This is a genomic window from Mesorhizobium sp. M0077 (genome assembly GCF_040322955.1).
GTDB lineage: Bacteria > Pseudomonadota > Alphaproteobacteria > Rhizobiales > Rhizobiaceae > Mesorhizobium.
In genome coordinates this window covers 45,703-60,961 of sequence record NZ_JAMYUL010000004.1, presented here as the reverse complement: position 1 = coordinate 60,961, position 15,259 = coordinate 45,703, and the positions used below count along the sequence as shown (strand labels likewise).

The following is a 15,259-nucleotide window of genomic DNA, read 5'->3' as shown; positions in this document are numbered from 1 at the left end:
GTGACTGAGCCGGGGGCGGTTCGATTTGCGCCTGTTGTTTGCCTTGCTGTTGATGCTTGCGACCACCGCCACAGCGGTGGCGGAGCGGCGCGTGGCGTTGGTCATTGCCGAGGACGACTACCGGCTGGTGCGGCCGCTGGCCAATCCTGTCAATGACGGCGAGGTGATGGAAGTGGCGCTGAAGAAGCTCGGCTTCGAGGTCGTGGTCGAGACCAATCGTGATCTCAGGCGCATGCGCCGGGCTCTCGACGATTTTCGCGAGGACGCCATGGGCGCCGACGTGGCGCTGGTGTATTTCTCCGGCCATGGCGTCGAAATCTCCGGCGACAACCGTCTTCTGCCGGTCGATGCCGATGCCTCCTCGCTCGACCAGCTGGAGAAGACCAGCCTGCCGTTGGAGGAAGTGCGCGATGCGGTTGCCGCCACGGCGAAGGTCGGGCTGATCGTGCTCGACGCCTGCCGCAGCGATCCGTTCACAGGCGGCAACGGCGACGGGCGTGGCGCCACATCGCTGATCAAGGACCTGGTGGACAAGATCAAGCCGGGCCTCGGACGCGTCGGCAAGGCGGAAAACATCCTGTTCGCCTTTTCGGCGGCGCCCGGCGAGACGGCTGCCGACGGTACCGGTGCGAATTCGCCCTTTACAGCGGCGCTGATCAAATACCTCGGCACCGACGGGCTCGAAATCCGCTCGGTGCTGACGCTGGTGCAGCAGGAGGTCTACGACCTTTCGCGCGGAAAACAGCTGCCCTACGTCGAGAGCGGGCTGCCGAAGCTGTTCTTCGCCTCGGCGGCCAAGGAACAACTGCCGGAGCGCGAGCGGCTGTTGCTTGCCATGGCCGATGTGACGCCGGAAATGCGCGGCGCGGTCGAACGGGTCGCCAGCGATGCCGACATGCCGCTGGCGCCGCTCTATGGCGCACTGATCAGTTCCGACACCAGCCATCTCTCCGGCGAAAGCCTGGACGCCAAGCTGCGCGAGGCGGCCGACGCCTTCGTCAAGGTGCGCGGCGAGATGAAGACGCTGGCCGCCGACGACCCGCAGGTGACCGAACTGCGCCGCCAGGCCGAGGAACAGTTGGCGCTCGGCGCTTTCGATGGTGCACGCGTGATCCTCGCCAAGGCCGCCGACGTCGACAATGTCTCGCGCCAGGCGTTGAAGGCCAATTTCGTCAGCCGCACCCTGTCCGAAGCCGCGACGCGATTTCTCTCGGGCGGCGCGGCGCGTGCCACCCTGGACTATGCAACCGCCATCAAGGACTATGAAACGGTGCTGGCGCTCTATGGCGAAGCCGGGCAGACCTCGCTCAGCCTGGAACAGGCCGACCGCCAAAGCCGCACGCTGGAAGAGCTCGGCATCCTCTACACAACGGTCGGCAACACCGACGCCGCCGGCCGCGCCTTTGCGGCGCTGGTCGCCAATCTTGAGCAGCGAGCGCGCCAGGAAACCGATCCGAGCGTCAAGCGCGACCTCGCCATCGGCCATATCAAGTTCGCCAACATCAAGATGGCGCAAGGCGATCTGCCGGCCTCCCTGCAAAACTATGAGGCGGCCAGGGACATGTTGCAGGGCCTGACCACAGACGTGCCGGACAAGAAGGACTGGCTCGGCGATCTCGCCATGGCCAATGACAAGATCGGCAATGTGCTGGCCACGCAAGGCGACCTGGGTGCGGCAGCCCAGGCCTACCAGCAAAGCCTGTCCATCAAGCAGCAATTGGCCGATGCCGAGCCGAACAGCGTCTATCTGCTGCGCGACCTGACCATTACCTACGACGAAATCGGCGGTCTTGCCCGTACCGCCGGCCAGCTGGATGGCGCCCAGACTGCATTCGAAGAGAGCCTGAGAATTCGGCTGGCGCTGGCGCAGAACAACCCCGACGACCCCAGGCATCAGCGCGCCGTCTCCGTCAGCTACACCAGGATCGGCGACGTCCTGCGCGAGCGTGGCGACGCTGCGGGCGCGCTCGACGCCTACAACAAGAGCCAAATAATCGCCGAAGCGCTGGTGCGCCGCGACTCAAACGACACCGATTTGAAGCGCGACCTGTCGGTCGGTTACGCCAAGATCGGCAATGCTTACGGCGACCAGAAGGACTGGCCATTCGCGTTGGAGGCCTACCAGCAGGCGCTGGCCACGGCGCGAGACCTTGCCGCCAGCGACCCAGGCAACACCGATTGGCAGCGCGACCTGTCGGTCTGTCTGGAAAAAATTGCCGGCGTGTTTGATGCCCAGGGCGATATCGCCGGTGCTTTGCAGAACTACCAGGACAGTCTCGTCATTGCCGACCGGTTGGCAAATCTCGACCCGGGCAATTCCGACTGGCAGCGCGACCTGTCGATCACGTTCGAGGAAATAGGCCTGCTGGAGACCAAGCAGCGCCACTATGAGGGCTCGAAGAAGGCCTTCGAAGCCAGCCTGGCCATCCGCCAGCGGTTGGCCCTGTCCGATCCGGACAATGCGATCTGGCAATTCGATCTGGTACAGGCCTATATCAACTATGCCTATGTGGCGAAGAATCCGAAGGCTGTGTTGTCGCAGGCGCTAGACCTGACGCTGGAGCTTGACCGCACAGGCAAACTGGCGCCGAGGGACAAACCCACGATCAAATATCTGCGCGGTCTTCTGGCCAAATTGAAAGCCGCGAAAAAATAGCCGGCTGCCAGCTCGGGATTCAGCCCTGAAATGCCCGCAAACCTTGGAAAAACCGCCTTTGGCGCCTATATCTAGGACATCAAAGCGGCGTGATTCGAAGCCATTTTTTCGCGCTGAGCATGCGGCATCAATCAGACAGGTTTTCATGAGCGATCAAAGCGACAACGCCAACGGCGCTGAGGCCGAATACGGCGCCGATTCCATCAAGGTTTTGAAGGGGTTGGACGCTGTCCGCAAGCGGCCGGGCATGTATATCGGCGATACCGACGACGGCTCGGGCCTGCATCACATGGTCTATGAGGTGGTCGACAACGCCATCGACGAGGCGCTGGCCGGCCATGCCGACCTCGTCACGGTGACGCTAAATCCCGACGGTTCGGTCACCGTTATCGACAATGGCCGCGGCATTCCGACCGATATTCACACTGGCGAAGGCATTTCGGCGGCCGAAGTGATCATGACGCAGCTGCATGCCGGCGGCAAATTCGACCAGAATTCCTACAAGGTGTCTGGTGGTCTGCACGGCGTCGGCGTCTCGGTGGTCAATGCGTTGTCGGCCTGGCTGAAGCTGAAAATCCGCCGCAACGGCCAGATTTTCGAGATGAGCTTCACGCATGGCAATGCCGATGCGCCGCTCAAGGCCACCGGCAGCTATGAGCAGAACAAGCAGCCCGGCACCTATGAGGGCCGCAGCGGTTCCGAGATCACCTTCTTTCCGTCGTCCGAAACCTTCACCATGGTCGAATTCGACTTCGGCACGCTGGAGCACCGGCTGCGCGAGCTCGCCTTCCTGAATTCCGGGGTGCGCATCATTTTGACCGATGCCCGCCATGCCGATCTCGTGCGCCACGAACTGCACTATGATGGCGGCCTGGAAGAGTTCGTCAAATATCTCGACCGGGTCAAGAAACCGCTGATCGACAAGCCGATCGCCATCAAGGCCGAGCGCGACGGCATCACCGTCGAAGTGGCGATGTGGTGGAACGACAGCTACCACGAGAACGTGCTGGCCTTCACCAACAACATCCCGCAGCGCGATGGCGGCACCCATCTGGCCGGCTTCCGTGGCGCGCTGACGCGCCAGATCACCGGCTATGGCGAATCGTCGGGCCTGACCAAGAAGGAAAAGGTGGCGCTGATCGGCGACGACTGCCGCGAAGGCCTGACGGCGGTGCTGTCGGTCAAAGTGCCCGACCCGAAATTCTCCTCGCAGACCAAGGACAAGCTGGTCTCGTCAGAGGTGCGGCCCGTGGTCGAAGGCCTGGTCAACGAGGCGCTTGGCACATGGCTGGAAGAACACCCGACCGAGGGCAAGGTGGTCATCGACAAGGTGATCCAGGCGGCCGCGGCGCGTGAAGCCGCGCGCAAGGCCCGCGACATCACCCGCAAAAGCTCGCTCGGCGTCACCTCTCTGCCCGGCAAGCTTGCCGACTGCCAGGAACGCGACCCGGCGAAATCCGAAATCTTCATCGTCGAGGGTGACTCGGCCGGCGGCTCCGCCAAGGGCGGCCGTTCGCGCCAGAACCAGGCGATCCTGCCGCTGCGCGGCAAGATCCTCAATGTCGAGCGCGCCCGCTTCGACCGCATGCTCGGCTCCGAGATGATCGGCACGCTGATCACCGCGCTCGGCACCTCGATCGGCAAGGACGAGTTCAACGCCGACAAATTGCGCTACCACAAGATCATCCTGATGACCGACGCCGACGTCGACGGCGCCCATATCAGGACCTTGCTGCTCACCTTCTTCTTCCGCCAGATGCCGGAGCTGATCGAGCGCGGCCATCTCTACATCGCCCAGCCGCCGCTCTACAAAGTGACGCGCGGAAAAAGCTCGCAATACATCAAGGACGAGAGCGCCTTCGAGGAGTTCCTGATCGGCTCCGGGCTGGAAGAGGCGTCGCTGACGCTTGCCTCCGGCGAGGCGCGGGCCGGACAGGATCTGCGCGGCTCGATCGATGATGCACTGGCCGTGCGCCAGCTCATCAACGGGCTGCACACGCGCTACAACAGGGGCGTGGTCGAACAGGCGGCGATCGCCGGCGCGCTCAACGCCGATGTGCTAAACGACCTCGGCCGCGCCAATGCCATGGCCGAACGCGTCGCCCAGCGCCTCGACATCATTGCCGAGGACACCGAGCGCGGCTGGACCGGCCGGCTGTCGACCTCCAATGAAGGCGTCGGCGGCTATGTGTTCGAACGCACGGTGCGCAGCGTCAAGGAATTCGCGCAGCTCGATGCCGGGCTGATAAATTCGGCCGACGCACGCCAGCTCGACCGCTATGCCCCGCGCCTCATGGAAGTCTATGGCGAGCCGCCGGTGCTGCGCCGCAAGGATGTCTCCGAAACCATTTCGGGGCCGCTGGCGCTGCTCAACGCGGTGTTTGCGACCGGCCGCAAGGGCCTGACCATGCAGCGCTACAAGGGCCTCGGCGAGATGAATGCCGAGCAGCTCTGGGAAACCACGCTCGACCCGAATGTGCGTTCGCTGCTGCAGGTCAAGGTCAATGACGCCACCGATGCTGACAGCTTGTTCTCGCGGCTGATGGGCGACGAGGTCGAGCCGCGGCGCGAATTCATCCAGGACAATGCGCTGTCGGTGGCCAATCTGGACATTTGATGGCGGGGGCCTTGCCGCCGAAGCTCCACTCCGGGGTCAGGCCTTTGGTTCCAGCTTTCGCCCGAGGTCCACCACGTCGCGCAGCACTTGCAGATGCGAGCGCGGCGCGGTGCCCGCCGGCGGGGCGATTTCAACGCCGTTTGCCGTCGATGACCAATAAAGCGTGTGCGTGAAGATACGGCCAAGTGAGCTGCGAAGCTCGATCTGGATGTTCTCCACACCGGGGCCGAAGTTTTCCGTCATCGGACCGGAAATCGGATCGCCTGTCGCCCAGCCATTGCCGCGGTCGTAGACGTTGGTCCAGCGCGTTGCCGCAAACACCGCGCCATGATGCACTGCGCGCTGCGCCTTGCCTTGGCTGTGTCCTTCCCGGTAAAGCACGGTGCCGCCGGGGCGCCCGTCATCGGCAATCGGCGGGCAGGCCGAGAACAGGCGCTCGGCAAGGCCACGCCTGAATTCCGCGAGATTGTAGGTCACCAGGAATTCGCTGTGGGAGAGCGGACTGCCAAGCGTGACGAAATCGCTGATCTTCCAGGGCAGCGGGTGGTCGGCGTCCTTGGCCCGAAGCTGCTGGTAGAGCGCCCATTGGCCGCGCCGGAACCCGGCGAGGTCTTCAAGGTTCTTTGGCCACGCTGACCCATCAGAGCCGAGCGTTGCCTTGTCGATGGCCTCGACCGCCGCCAGTTTGGCCTTGTCGCGGACCGCTTCCAGCCTTCGCGGCCGGAACTCGGCCCACAGGATCTGCAGCAAATCATAGGCGATGATCGACCCCAGGCTGTGCGAGACTAGCACGATGCGGTCGTAAGCATCGTCCTTCATCAGCGTCTTGAGCAACGTCAGGCCGCGGTCGCGGATCAGCGCACGCTTCTCGATCGTCGCCGCCTCGGCGCGCACATAAGCGGCGACGTCACCGAAATAGGGCAGGGCGAACTGATCCACCGCCCAGATGACAAAAGAAGCGAAGGTGGTGATCATCAGGCCGGTCGTCAAGGTAACGGCCTGTTGCCAGACCGATGTTGCCAGCACGAGTGCTGCGCCCAGAATGACGATAACGATCAGAAGTGTGGCGACGTAAAGCTTGCGGGCGTCGAGCGGAATGTCGGCGGGCTTGCGCCACAACAGGTTCGTCACCCAGGCGGCCAGCCGGCCGCGCGTCGTGCCTTGCGTGATGTCGGCCCAATAAAGCTCGTAGAAATCGGTACGGCGGCCATCGACGTCGTAGGGCGTGGTGATGCGGCGCAGCTCGTGTGACTTGGTCCGGCTGTCGGGCGTGATCCAGCTCTGGTTGATCGTGGCGCCGGAAACGGCCGGATCGGGAATCTGGGCGTAGGGTGGAGCACGGGTGGGATCGCTGCTCCAGACCGCCTGGACGAATCCCCTCAGCGTACCCATCGGCCGCTGCTCGCCCATGCCATGCACGATCACCACCGCCTGGCTGGGCTGCGCCTTTTTGTAAGCCAGCGATGCGACAGTCTTGGGCATCAGCGTCTCCGTTGACGACATCCGACGGCGGGATCGCTCATGCTACCCCCGGCTCACCGAGCCAACAATACACGGCAGCCCATGTGGACCTCCGTGAACCAATCCACAGTTTCGCAGTCGTGCCTCGGGCCGCGCGGAAAATAGTTCCGTTCCCGCTAAGCAAATCATTTCATTGCTCCTCGGAACGGAAATCGCTCAGGAACATTGTGACGACATCGATCAATTTCTCGCAGGGAGGCTCTTTATGGGACGCGGTATTTTGCTCTGGTTGCTCGGTATTCCGATCCCGATCATCATTCTCATCATGCTGTTCGTACGGTAGGAGGCGTCGATGCAGTCCACCGTATCGGCTGTCGACGTATCTGCTTCAACAGAATCCTCCGCCACGGCCGTCAGCTGGGGGCCGATCATCGCCGGCGCCTTCGCGGCCTCGACGCTGACCTTCATCCTCATGCTGCTCGGCTCAGGACTGGGGCTGACCATGGTCTCGCCATGGTCCGGCGCCAGTGCCTCGCTGACCACCTTCGCGGTGTCCGGCGCGATCTGGCTCATCATCGTGCAATGGCTGTCCTCCGGGGTCGGTGGCTATCTTGCCGGACGCCTGCGCACCAAATGGGTCGGCATCCACACCGACGAGGTCTATTTCCGTGACACCGCGCACGGCCTCCTCGCTTGGGCGCTGGCGACATTGCTGGTCGTCGGCATTCTCGGGTCGGCGCTGTCGGCAGTGCTTGGTTCAGGCGTGCAGGCGGCTTCTACCGTTGCCTCAGGCGCCGCCATGGGTGCTTCGGCCGGCGCGTCCGCCAATGCCGGCAGCGCACCGGCCGACAATGCAACGTCCTATCTTGTGGATACGCTGTTCCGTCCGGCTGATGCCGCCAGGCTCGCGGCGGCCAATCCGGACAGCGATGCGGCTGCGGCCGGGCAGGCTTCGCGCATCCTCGTCGCCAGTGCGGCGGCAGGCGAAATTTCGGCTGACGACAAGACCTATCTGTCGCAGCTGGTCGCCGCCCGCACCGGGCTTTCCGAGGCTGACGCCAAGGCGCGTGTCGACGCCCTGGTGGCCAGGGTCGAGGACGCCAAGGTCAAGGCCAAGCAGGCCGCCGACGCCGCCCGGAAAGGCAGCGCCACCTTCGCACTGCTTGGCGCCCTGTCGCTGGTTATCGGCGCCTTCATCGCCAGCGCTGCGGCAGCACTGGGCGGCAGGCAGCGCGACGACGAGGAAGCGGTTTTCCTGACCAGCCGCTGAACCGGTCTTCAACATAGAAAAGCCCGGTCGAACCGGGCTTTTTTGTTTCCGATGATGGACCGACAACCTTCCAGTGGAAGGTTGCGGCGGGATCAGTGATCCATCGCCTTGACGATTTCCTCGGTCATCTTCTTGGCGTCGCCGAGCAGCATCATGGTGCCGTCCTTGTAGAACAGCGTGTTGTCGATGCCGGCGTAGCCCGAGCCGAGCGAGCGCTTGACGAACAGGCAGGTGCGGGCCTTGTCGACGTCGAGGATCGGCATACCGTAGATCGGCGACGACTTGTCGTCGCGCGCGGACGGATTGGTGACGTCGTTGGCGCCGATTACATAGGCGACATCGGCCTGCGCGAACTCGGAGTTGATGTCTTCCAGTTCGAACACTTCGTCATAGGGAACATTGGCTTCGGCGAGCAGCACGTTCATGTGGCCGGGCATGCGCCCGGCGACCGGGTGGATGGCGTATTTGACGTCGACGCCATTGGCCTTCAGCTTGTCGGCCATTTCGCGCAGCGCGTGCTGGGCCTGGGCAACCGCCATGCCGTAACCCGGCACGATGATGACCTTCTGTGCGTTCATCATCAGATAGGCGGCGTCGTCGGCCGAGCCCTGTTTGACCGTGCGTTCGATGCCGTCATCGGCAACCGCCGCGGTCTCGCCGCCGAAGCCGCCGAGGATGACCGAGATGAACGACCGGTTCATGCCCTTGCACATGATGTAGGACAGGATGGCGCCGGACGAGCCGACCAGCGCGCCGGTGATGATCAACGCCAGATTGCCAAGCGTGAAGCCGAGTGCCGCGGCGGCCCAGCCGGAATAAGAATTCAGCATCGAGACGACGACCGGCATGTCGGCGCCGCCGATCGGGATGATCAAGAGGACGCCGAGCGCCAGCGACGCCGCGACGATCAGCCAGAACACCAGCTTGGCCTCGGTGGTGACCAGAAGCACGATCAGCACGATCAGCGCGATGCCGAGGACCGCGTTGATGATGTGACGGCCGCCGATCATGATCGGCTTGCCCGACATGCGGCCATCGAGCTTGAGGAAGGCGATGACGGAGCCGGTGAAAGTGATGGCGCCGATGGCAACGCCAAGGCTCATCTCGATCAGCGCCTGGGCGTGGATGTCGCCATTCGTGCCGATGCCGAAACTTTCCGGCGCGTAGATGGCGGCTGCCGCCACCATGACGGCGGCAAGGCCGACCAGCGAGTGGAAGGCGGCGACCAGCTGCGGCATCGAAGTCATGGCGATGCGGCGCGCTGTAACGGCGCCGACGCCGCCGCCGATGGCCAGACCAAGCACGATCAGGCCGAAGCGCCCGGCGGACGGAGTCGCCAGCGCCAGCGTGGTGGCAATGGCAATGCCCATGCCGATCATGCCGTAGAGATTGCCTTGGCGGCTGGTGGTCGGATGCGACAGGCCGCGCAGCGCCATGATGAACAGGACGCCGGAGACGAGGTAGAGGAAGGACGCGAAGTTGGCGTTCATGGCTCTCTACCGGTCCTTCTTCTTGTACATGGCCAGCATGCGCTGGGTGACCAGGAAGCCGCCAAAGATGTTGACCGAGACCAGCATCAGCGCGACGAAGCCGAAGCCGGTGGCAATGCCGGAGGCCGAGATGCCGACGGCCAGCAGCGCGCCGACGACGATGACCGAGGAGATGGCGTTGGTGACCGCCATCAGCGGCGTGTGCAGCGCCGGCGTCACCGACCAGACGACGTAGTATCCGACGAAGATCGCAAGTACGAAGATGGCGAAGCGGAAGACGAAGGGATCGATGGCGCCGCCGGACAGTGCGTGCGCGGCATCGCCCGCCGCATCGACGCCACCGGGCGCGTTGGCCAGGTTCTGCACAGCCAGCCGGACGGCGGCACTTGCCTGGTCGAGCTGATCGAGGGCTTTCTGCAAGGTCTGATCCATCACGCGATCCCCTTCGGCTTGGCGGCGGACTTGCCGGCAGTGGCTTTGTCGGACGCCTTTTTCGGTGCAGCCTTCTTCGGCGTGGCATCAGCCACCATGGTCTCGGCCGGAATGGCCGCCGGTTCGATATGGGGCTGTTCCGCCGCCTTGGCGAAGGCCGGATGCACCACGCGGCCAGCGTCGGTCAGCATCGTCGCCTTAACCAGATCGTCTTCGCGGTTGATGGCGAGCGTCTTGCTGGTCTTGTCGACCAGCGTCTCGAGGAAGGCGAACAGGTTCCTGGCGTAGAGCAGCGAGGCCGATGCGGCGACGCGGCCGGGCACGTTGAGGTGGCCGACGATCTTAACGTTGTTGGCCGTCGTCACCACCTGACCCGCAACCGCGCCTTCGACATTGCCGCCGCGCTCGACGGCGAGGTCGACGATCACCGAACCCGGCTTCATCGAGGCGACCATCGCCGCCGACACCAGCTTCGGCGCCGGCCGGCCGGGGATCAGCGCCGTGGTGATGACGATGTCCTGCTTGGCGATGTGCTCAGCGGTGAGCGCTGCCTGCTTCGCCTGGTACTCCTTCGACATTTCCTTGGCGTAGCCGCCGGCGGTCTCGGCCGCCTTGAACTCCTCGTCCTCGACGGCGAGGAACTTTGCGCCAAGCGACGCCACCTGTTCCTTGGCGGCGGGACGAACGTCCGTGGCGGTGACGACAGCGCCGAGACGGCGCGCCGTGGCGATCGCCTGCAGGCCGGCAACGCCGACGCCCATGATGAAGATCTTCGCCGCCGGCACGGTGCCGGCCGCAGTCATCATCATCGGCAGCGCGCGGTCATACTCCGATGCGCCGTCAATCACGGCCTGGTAGCCGGCGAGATTGGCCTGCGACGACAGCACATCCATCGACTGGGCGCGGGTGATGCGCGGCATGAATTCCATCGAGAAGGCGGTGACCCCAGCCTCGGCAAGCGCCGCGACCGCGGCATCATTGCCGTAGGGATCCATGATGGCGATGACCGCCGCACCCGATTTGTAGCCCTTCAGCTCGGCGTCGGTCGGCCGGCGCACCTTCAGCACCACATCCGCCCGGCTCGCATCCGAAGCCTTGCCGATCGCGGCACCCGCCTTGGCGAACTCCTCATCGGGAATGCGCGACTTGGTGCCGGCGCCCGTCTCGACGGTGACGTCGAAGCCCAGCGCCGCCAGCCGCTTCACGGTATCGGGCGAGGCCGCGACACGAGGCTCGCTGGCATCGAGCTCGCGAGGGATGAAAACCGTCTGTCCCACCGCATGATCCTTTCGGCTGGAACCTGTTTGCGCAAGAGTGCGGCCGGATATCCGGCTACGCCCTGGCAAGGGGTCTGTATAGACTATCGGAGAATGAAGGCGCCGAGGGCGAGGATCAGCACGAACAGGATGGTCGCGGAGAAGAAGCCGCCTGCGAAGAAGCCGAAAGCCATGGCCAGGAGCAGGGCGCCGCAGAACAGCGAGCCGTATTTGGCCAGCGCCAGAAAGCCATGATAGGTGCGGTCATGTTCGGCATAGTCCATCTTCGCGCCCAGTTCGACAGGACCGGTCGGCGTGTGATCAGCCATAGGAATACCCCTTCGAAGACATCTTTGAGGCACATAGCGAAAAGCCGGGCCAAGAGCAATGGCGCTATTGCCGCACGACCAGTGACAACAGCCTCAAAGGAATGTTGAAAGCCGGCGGTATGGGCTTGTCGCCGGCCTGGCGTCGAAGGTTGAGGATTTTGCGTTTCAACCGGCTAGATGCGGAAACAGCCCGAGCAGCCCAATGACGATCAGATAGAGCGCGACGATGTAGTTGAGCAGCCGCGGCATCACCAGGATCAGCACGCCGGCAATCAGCGAGATCAGCGGGGTCAGTGCTAGCTCGGGAATATGCATGTCGGTTCCTTTCTATGGCCGCGTCGGCGTCGTGACGTCCAGAACGCCGAAGCGGCCGGAAAGCTCCTCGCACCGGGCGCTAAAGTGCGCCGGCTTTGCCGACATTACGCTGCTTCGCGAAAATATTTAGCGGTGGGCAGGATGGTCAGCGGCGCGAGCTCGCCGGCCGGCGCCTTGGCAAACAGCATACGCCGCTCCAGCGCCGTCGACTGGAAGAAGGGAAAGCGCTCCAGCGTCGGGGCCATGTTCTGCTCGCAGATCGATTCATAGAAGAAGATCGGCATGGTGAAGGGCGGGTAGAGGCGCGGCTCGCCGACCTGCACCGATCCGAAGATGCGATGGTAGAAGGCCGTGTGCTCCTCGCGGATCATCGAAATGCAGCTGGTGGCGTTGAAGAAGGTGTTGGCGATAACCGCGAGCCGCAGCGTGACATAGGGCAGGGCGCGGTTGGCCGACGACATTTGCGGATCGATCGCCAACCGGCTCGGGTCGATGAAGGTTTCACCGCGCGCCAGCCGCAGCAGCAGCCGGTCGCCGAAAACGGTCATGATCGGCGCTTCGGGGGTCTCACGGGTCAAATGGTGGAGCCTGACGGTGCTGACCAGCTCGCCATCCATGAAGACGCCGAAACAGTAGCAATTGCGCACTTCGTCAAGGGGATCGACGAGCTTCTGTTCGGTAATGGTGTCAAGCAGGCCGTGTGTATGAAAGGCCTTGTAGCGCAGCCGGTAGACCGCTTCGAGATCCTCGCCGCTTTCGCAGCGCCGGTATTCGACACGCTCGAGGACGTCGAGGACGTTGCGGGCGAACAAGGAAGGCGGGCCGGATTTGACTGCCGCACCCGAAAGCACACCTGACTGATGCGTGTCCATTACTTCCCCTCGTACCGCCGCAGGAGAACAATACCGGACGACCGAAGGAACAAGAAGATGAAACTCTAATCGTCTGTGTTTACCGATCATTAACCTTAACAATCAGTTAACGCCTAGACAATACAACGCTTTTTAGACGGGCTTTTCAAGCGCAATTTAATGACGGGTCAGGGCGTGGCGAGTTTTGCCGCCGGCCGCAGCTCGGCGGCGAAAGGCCAGGTCACGTTGGACATGGTCTCTATGCCCGAGGCACTGAGTGCTGCGCCAAACAGGAAGCCCTGGACGAGGTCCGGCTTGACCGAATGCACCAGGATCTTCAGCTGTTCGAAGGTTTCCACACCTTCGATGGTGACGGTCAGCCCGAGCACGCGGGTCAGGTCGACGATGCCCTTCAACAAGTCGAGCGAACGCTTGTTCTGGGTCACGTCCATCAGGAACGAACGGTCGATCTTGATCTTGTCGAGCGGCAGCTTGTGGAGGTAGCTCAGGCTTGAATAGCCGGTGCCGAAATCGTCGAGCGCAATGCGCACGCCAAGCTGCTTAAGTTCCTCGATATACTGGCGCGTTAGCGATTTGTCGTCGAGCAGTGCGGTTTCGGTGACTTCGATCTCGAGGCGGCCGGCGGCGAGCCCCGAAGTGGCAAGCGCGTCGCGAACCTTCTGGACAACGTCGCGGTTGCGGAAATCCTTGGCCGAAAGGTTGACCGAGACGCTGGTCTGTGCGGGCCATTTAGCGCATTCGGCGCAGGCAGCCGCGAGCACAAAAGTGCTGATCTCGGAAATGATGCCCATTTCTTCGGCCAGCGGAATGAAGATGCTGGGCGAAACCGGCCCGAGATCGGGATGATCCCAGCGGCACAGCGCCTCGCAACTGGCGATGCGCATGGTGTTCATCGCCACGATCGGCTGATAGACCACCCGCAGCGCCTTGCCTTCGACCGCCGTGCGCAGATCGGCCTTCATCAGCTGGCGGTTGCGGAACGCCGCATCCATCGCTGCCTCGAACAGCCGCCAGTTGTTCTTGCCGAGTTCCTTGGCCTTGTAGAGCGCCAGATCGGCCTTGACGATCATGGCGTCGACATCGGTGTCGTCGACCCTGGACAGCACGGCGCCCGCGCTTGCCTGGATGCGCAGACCGTGGCCTGCGACGTCGACCTCGCCCTGCAGATCGGCAAAGATCTGGTCGAGCAGGCCCGTCAGATGGCTTTCATCCTCGACGCGGTCGAAGAAGATCATGAACTCGTCGCCGCCGAAGCGGCTGACATTGACGCCTTGCCCGGCGACGGCCGCCAGTCGCTCGGCAACGGCATAGATAAGTCCGTCGCCGACCGGATGGCCGAGGGTGTCGTTGACGCTCTTGAAATCGTCGAGATCGAGCACCGCCAGGGCGCACAGGCGGTCGCGGCTGCCCGACGCCATGGCTTCACCGACCAGCTCATGGAAATACGCGCGGTTCGGCAGGCCGGTAAGGCTGTCATAGCGCGCCATGAAGCGGATTTTTTCCTCAGCCTCGACGCGGGCGGTGACGTCCTCGAAGGTGATGACACCGAGATCCTGATTGCCTTCGCGGGCCGAGAACTCATAGTGCTGGCCATTGGAGAAGGAGACCAGCACCTTGCGGTCGCGGCCCTCGCGCAAGGCGCGCGTCAGCTGCGCTTCGACATAACGACAGTCTTTCGGCGCCAGCATGCCGCCCGCAACGCCGCGCAGGAGCAGCGAATGGATCGACCGCCCGAGCAGCTGGTCGGGCGAGCGCAGCGACATCAGATGCGCGGCTTCGGCATTGCCGACCACGACCTTGCCGTCGGGGCCGAGCATGACCAGGCCATGCGACATGGTGTTGAGCGCGCGGTTGAAGCGCTCGGCGAGCCTGGCGGCCGTCTTGCGCTCCGAAATGGCGTTGAACAGCACGGTGCGGACGTGGCTGGCCATCCGGGTGATGATGAAGATGAACGGCACTATGTAGAGGCCGAGGATGAAATCGCCGAGATGTCCCTTGAGCATCAGCCCGACCGCGATCGGCAGCACGACCGTGAAGGCCTGCACCGCAACCATGGTCTTGGAGCCGTAATTGCGGCCGACAATGGTCACCGTCGAGCCCATTATGACGGCGATGGCGGCACTTTCCCCGAAGACATCGGGAATGAGATAGATTGAGGTGAAGCAGAAAAGCCCCATGAAGAAAGCCTGGATGGTGCCGCCAACCAGGTAGTAGCGTTCCCACTTCTTGGCTTGTTCATAAGTTTCGAAACTGCCTATGCGCAGGCCTTTGCGGATGCCGTAGTAACGGTAAAGCCCCGCCGCAAGCATAAGCGCGGCCAATGCAAGATAGGCCGGATGCCCCGAGGTAAAATAAACCAGAATGCCGATGAGGCCATGGCAAAATGCGCCAATCAGCAGGATCCCGGGATCGTTGAACAACGATCGCACGAACCCAGCATAGACGTCCTCACCTATCTCTGCGGCTTTGTTTTCTTGCATGGCCTGCGGTGTCGCACGAACCGCAGTCATGTCACATTCGCCTTAAGAAAGGTTTAGAGATGCCGTTCCGACGCCTGGCGT

General features: G+C 63.2%; 12 protein-coding genes. 4 read left to right on the top strand and 8 right to left on the bottom strand.

The genetic code is table 11. The features are described 5' to 3' along the window. The first annotated feature begins 25 nt into the window (after window positions 1-25). Together NKJ57_RS10035 and gyrB are read left to right on the top strand one after the other, a co-directional pair. Window positions 26-2,656, top strand: coding sequence for a caspase family protein (locus NKJ57_RS10035; protein ID WP_352510596.1), 2,631 nt, complete (start codon window positions 26-28; stop codon window positions 2,654-2,656). Between the two features lie 145 nt (window positions 2,657-2,801). Next, window positions 2,802-5,273 carry a DNA topoisomerase (ATP-hydrolyzing) subunit B gene (gene gyrB, locus NKJ57_RS10030; RefSeq protein ID WP_023671333.1) on the top strand — a complete coding sequence of 824 codons (2,472 nt, stop codon included), beginning with the start codon at window positions 2,802-2,804 and terminating at the stop codon, window positions 5,271-5,273. A 36-nt stretch (window positions 5,274-5,309) separates the two neighbouring features. Here the strand turns inward: gyrB and NKJ57_RS10025 are convergent, their stop codons facing one another. Further along, window positions 5,310-6,755, bottom strand: a complete 1,446-nt coding sequence (locus NKJ57_RS10025; RefSeq protein ID WP_352510595.1) for a hypothetical protein — start codon at window positions 6,753-6,755, stop codon at window positions 5,310-5,312. A gap of 331 nt (window positions 6,756-7,086) precedes the next feature. On the opposite strand from NKJ57_RS10025, the gene NKJ57_RS10020 reads away from it, so the two are divergent. Next, window positions 7,087-8,004 (top strand): membrane protein, encoded by a 918-nt coding sequence (locus tag NKJ57_RS10020; RefSeq protein WP_023729730.1) that lies wholly within the window; start codon window positions 7,087-7,089, stop codon window positions 8,002-8,004. A gap of 92 nt (window positions 8,005-8,096) precedes the next feature. Here NKJ57_RS10020 and NKJ57_RS10015 read toward each other — a convergent pair whose 3' ends face one another. From NKJ57_RS10015 to NKJ57_RS09995, 5 genes are all read right to left on the bottom strand, one after another. Continuing rightward, window positions 8,097-9,494, bottom strand: a complete 1,398-nt coding sequence (locus NKJ57_RS10015) for an NAD(P)(+) transhydrogenase (Re/Si-specific) subunit beta (protein WP_023671337.1) — start codon at window positions 9,492-9,494, stop codon at window positions 8,097-8,099. Window positions 9,495-9,500: 6 nt separating this feature from the next. After that, entirely contained in the window at window positions 9,501-9,926 is a 426-nt protein-coding gene (locus tag NKJ57_RS10010; protein ID WP_032891560.1) for an NAD(P) transhydrogenase subunit alpha part 2, read from the bottom strand. Further along, the gene (locus NKJ57_RS10005) at window positions 9,926-11,203 is read right to left on the bottom strand and encodes a Re/Si-specific NAD(P)(+) transhydrogenase subunit alpha (protein ID WP_023695932.1); all 1,278 of its coding nucleotides are present in this window, start codon (window positions 11,201-11,203) and stop codon (window positions 9,926-9,928) included. The genes NKJ57_RS10010 and NKJ57_RS10005 overlap by 1 nt, the downstream gene beginning before the upstream one ends. An 83-nt stretch (window positions 11,204-11,286) precedes the next feature. Continuing rightward, the gene (locus NKJ57_RS10000) at window positions 11,287-11,511 is read right to left on the bottom strand and encodes an aa3-type cytochrome c oxidase subunit IV (RefSeq protein ID WP_023671340.1); all 225 of its coding nucleotides are present in this window, start codon (window positions 11,509-11,511) and stop codon (window positions 11,287-11,289) included. 165 nt (window positions 11,512-11,676) lie between these two features. Continuing rightward, on the bottom strand, window positions 11,677-11,826 hold the full coding sequence (locus NKJ57_RS09995; protein ID WP_023671341.1) for a DUF3096 domain-containing protein: 150 nt from the start codon (window positions 11,824-11,826) through the stop codon (window positions 11,677-11,679). Here NKJ57_RS09995 and NKJ57_RS09990 point away from each other — a divergent pair. Continuing rightward, entirely contained in the window at window positions 11,825-11,956 is a 132-nt protein-coding gene (locus NKJ57_RS09990) for a hypothetical protein (protein WP_280793507.1), read from the top strand. The two genes, NKJ57_RS09995 and NKJ57_RS09990, sit on opposite strands and share 2 nt — an antisense overlap. On the opposite strand, the gene NKJ57_RS09985 is transcribed toward NKJ57_RS09990, so the two are convergent. After that, window positions 11,931-12,698, bottom strand: a complete 768-nt coding sequence (locus NKJ57_RS09985) for an N-acyl amino acid synthase FeeM domain-containing protein (protein WP_023695933.1) — start codon at window positions 12,696-12,698, stop codon at window positions 11,931-11,933. The genes NKJ57_RS09990 and NKJ57_RS09985 overlap by 26 nt on opposite strands. Window positions 12,699-12,865: 167 nt before the next feature. Further along, window positions 12,866-15,208, bottom strand: a complete 2,343-nt coding sequence (locus tag NKJ57_RS09980) for a putative bifunctional diguanylate cyclase/phosphodiesterase (protein ID WP_031196397.1) — start codon at window positions 15,206-15,208, stop codon at window positions 12,866-12,868. Between the last annotated feature and the right edge of the window lie 51 nt (window positions 15,209-15,259).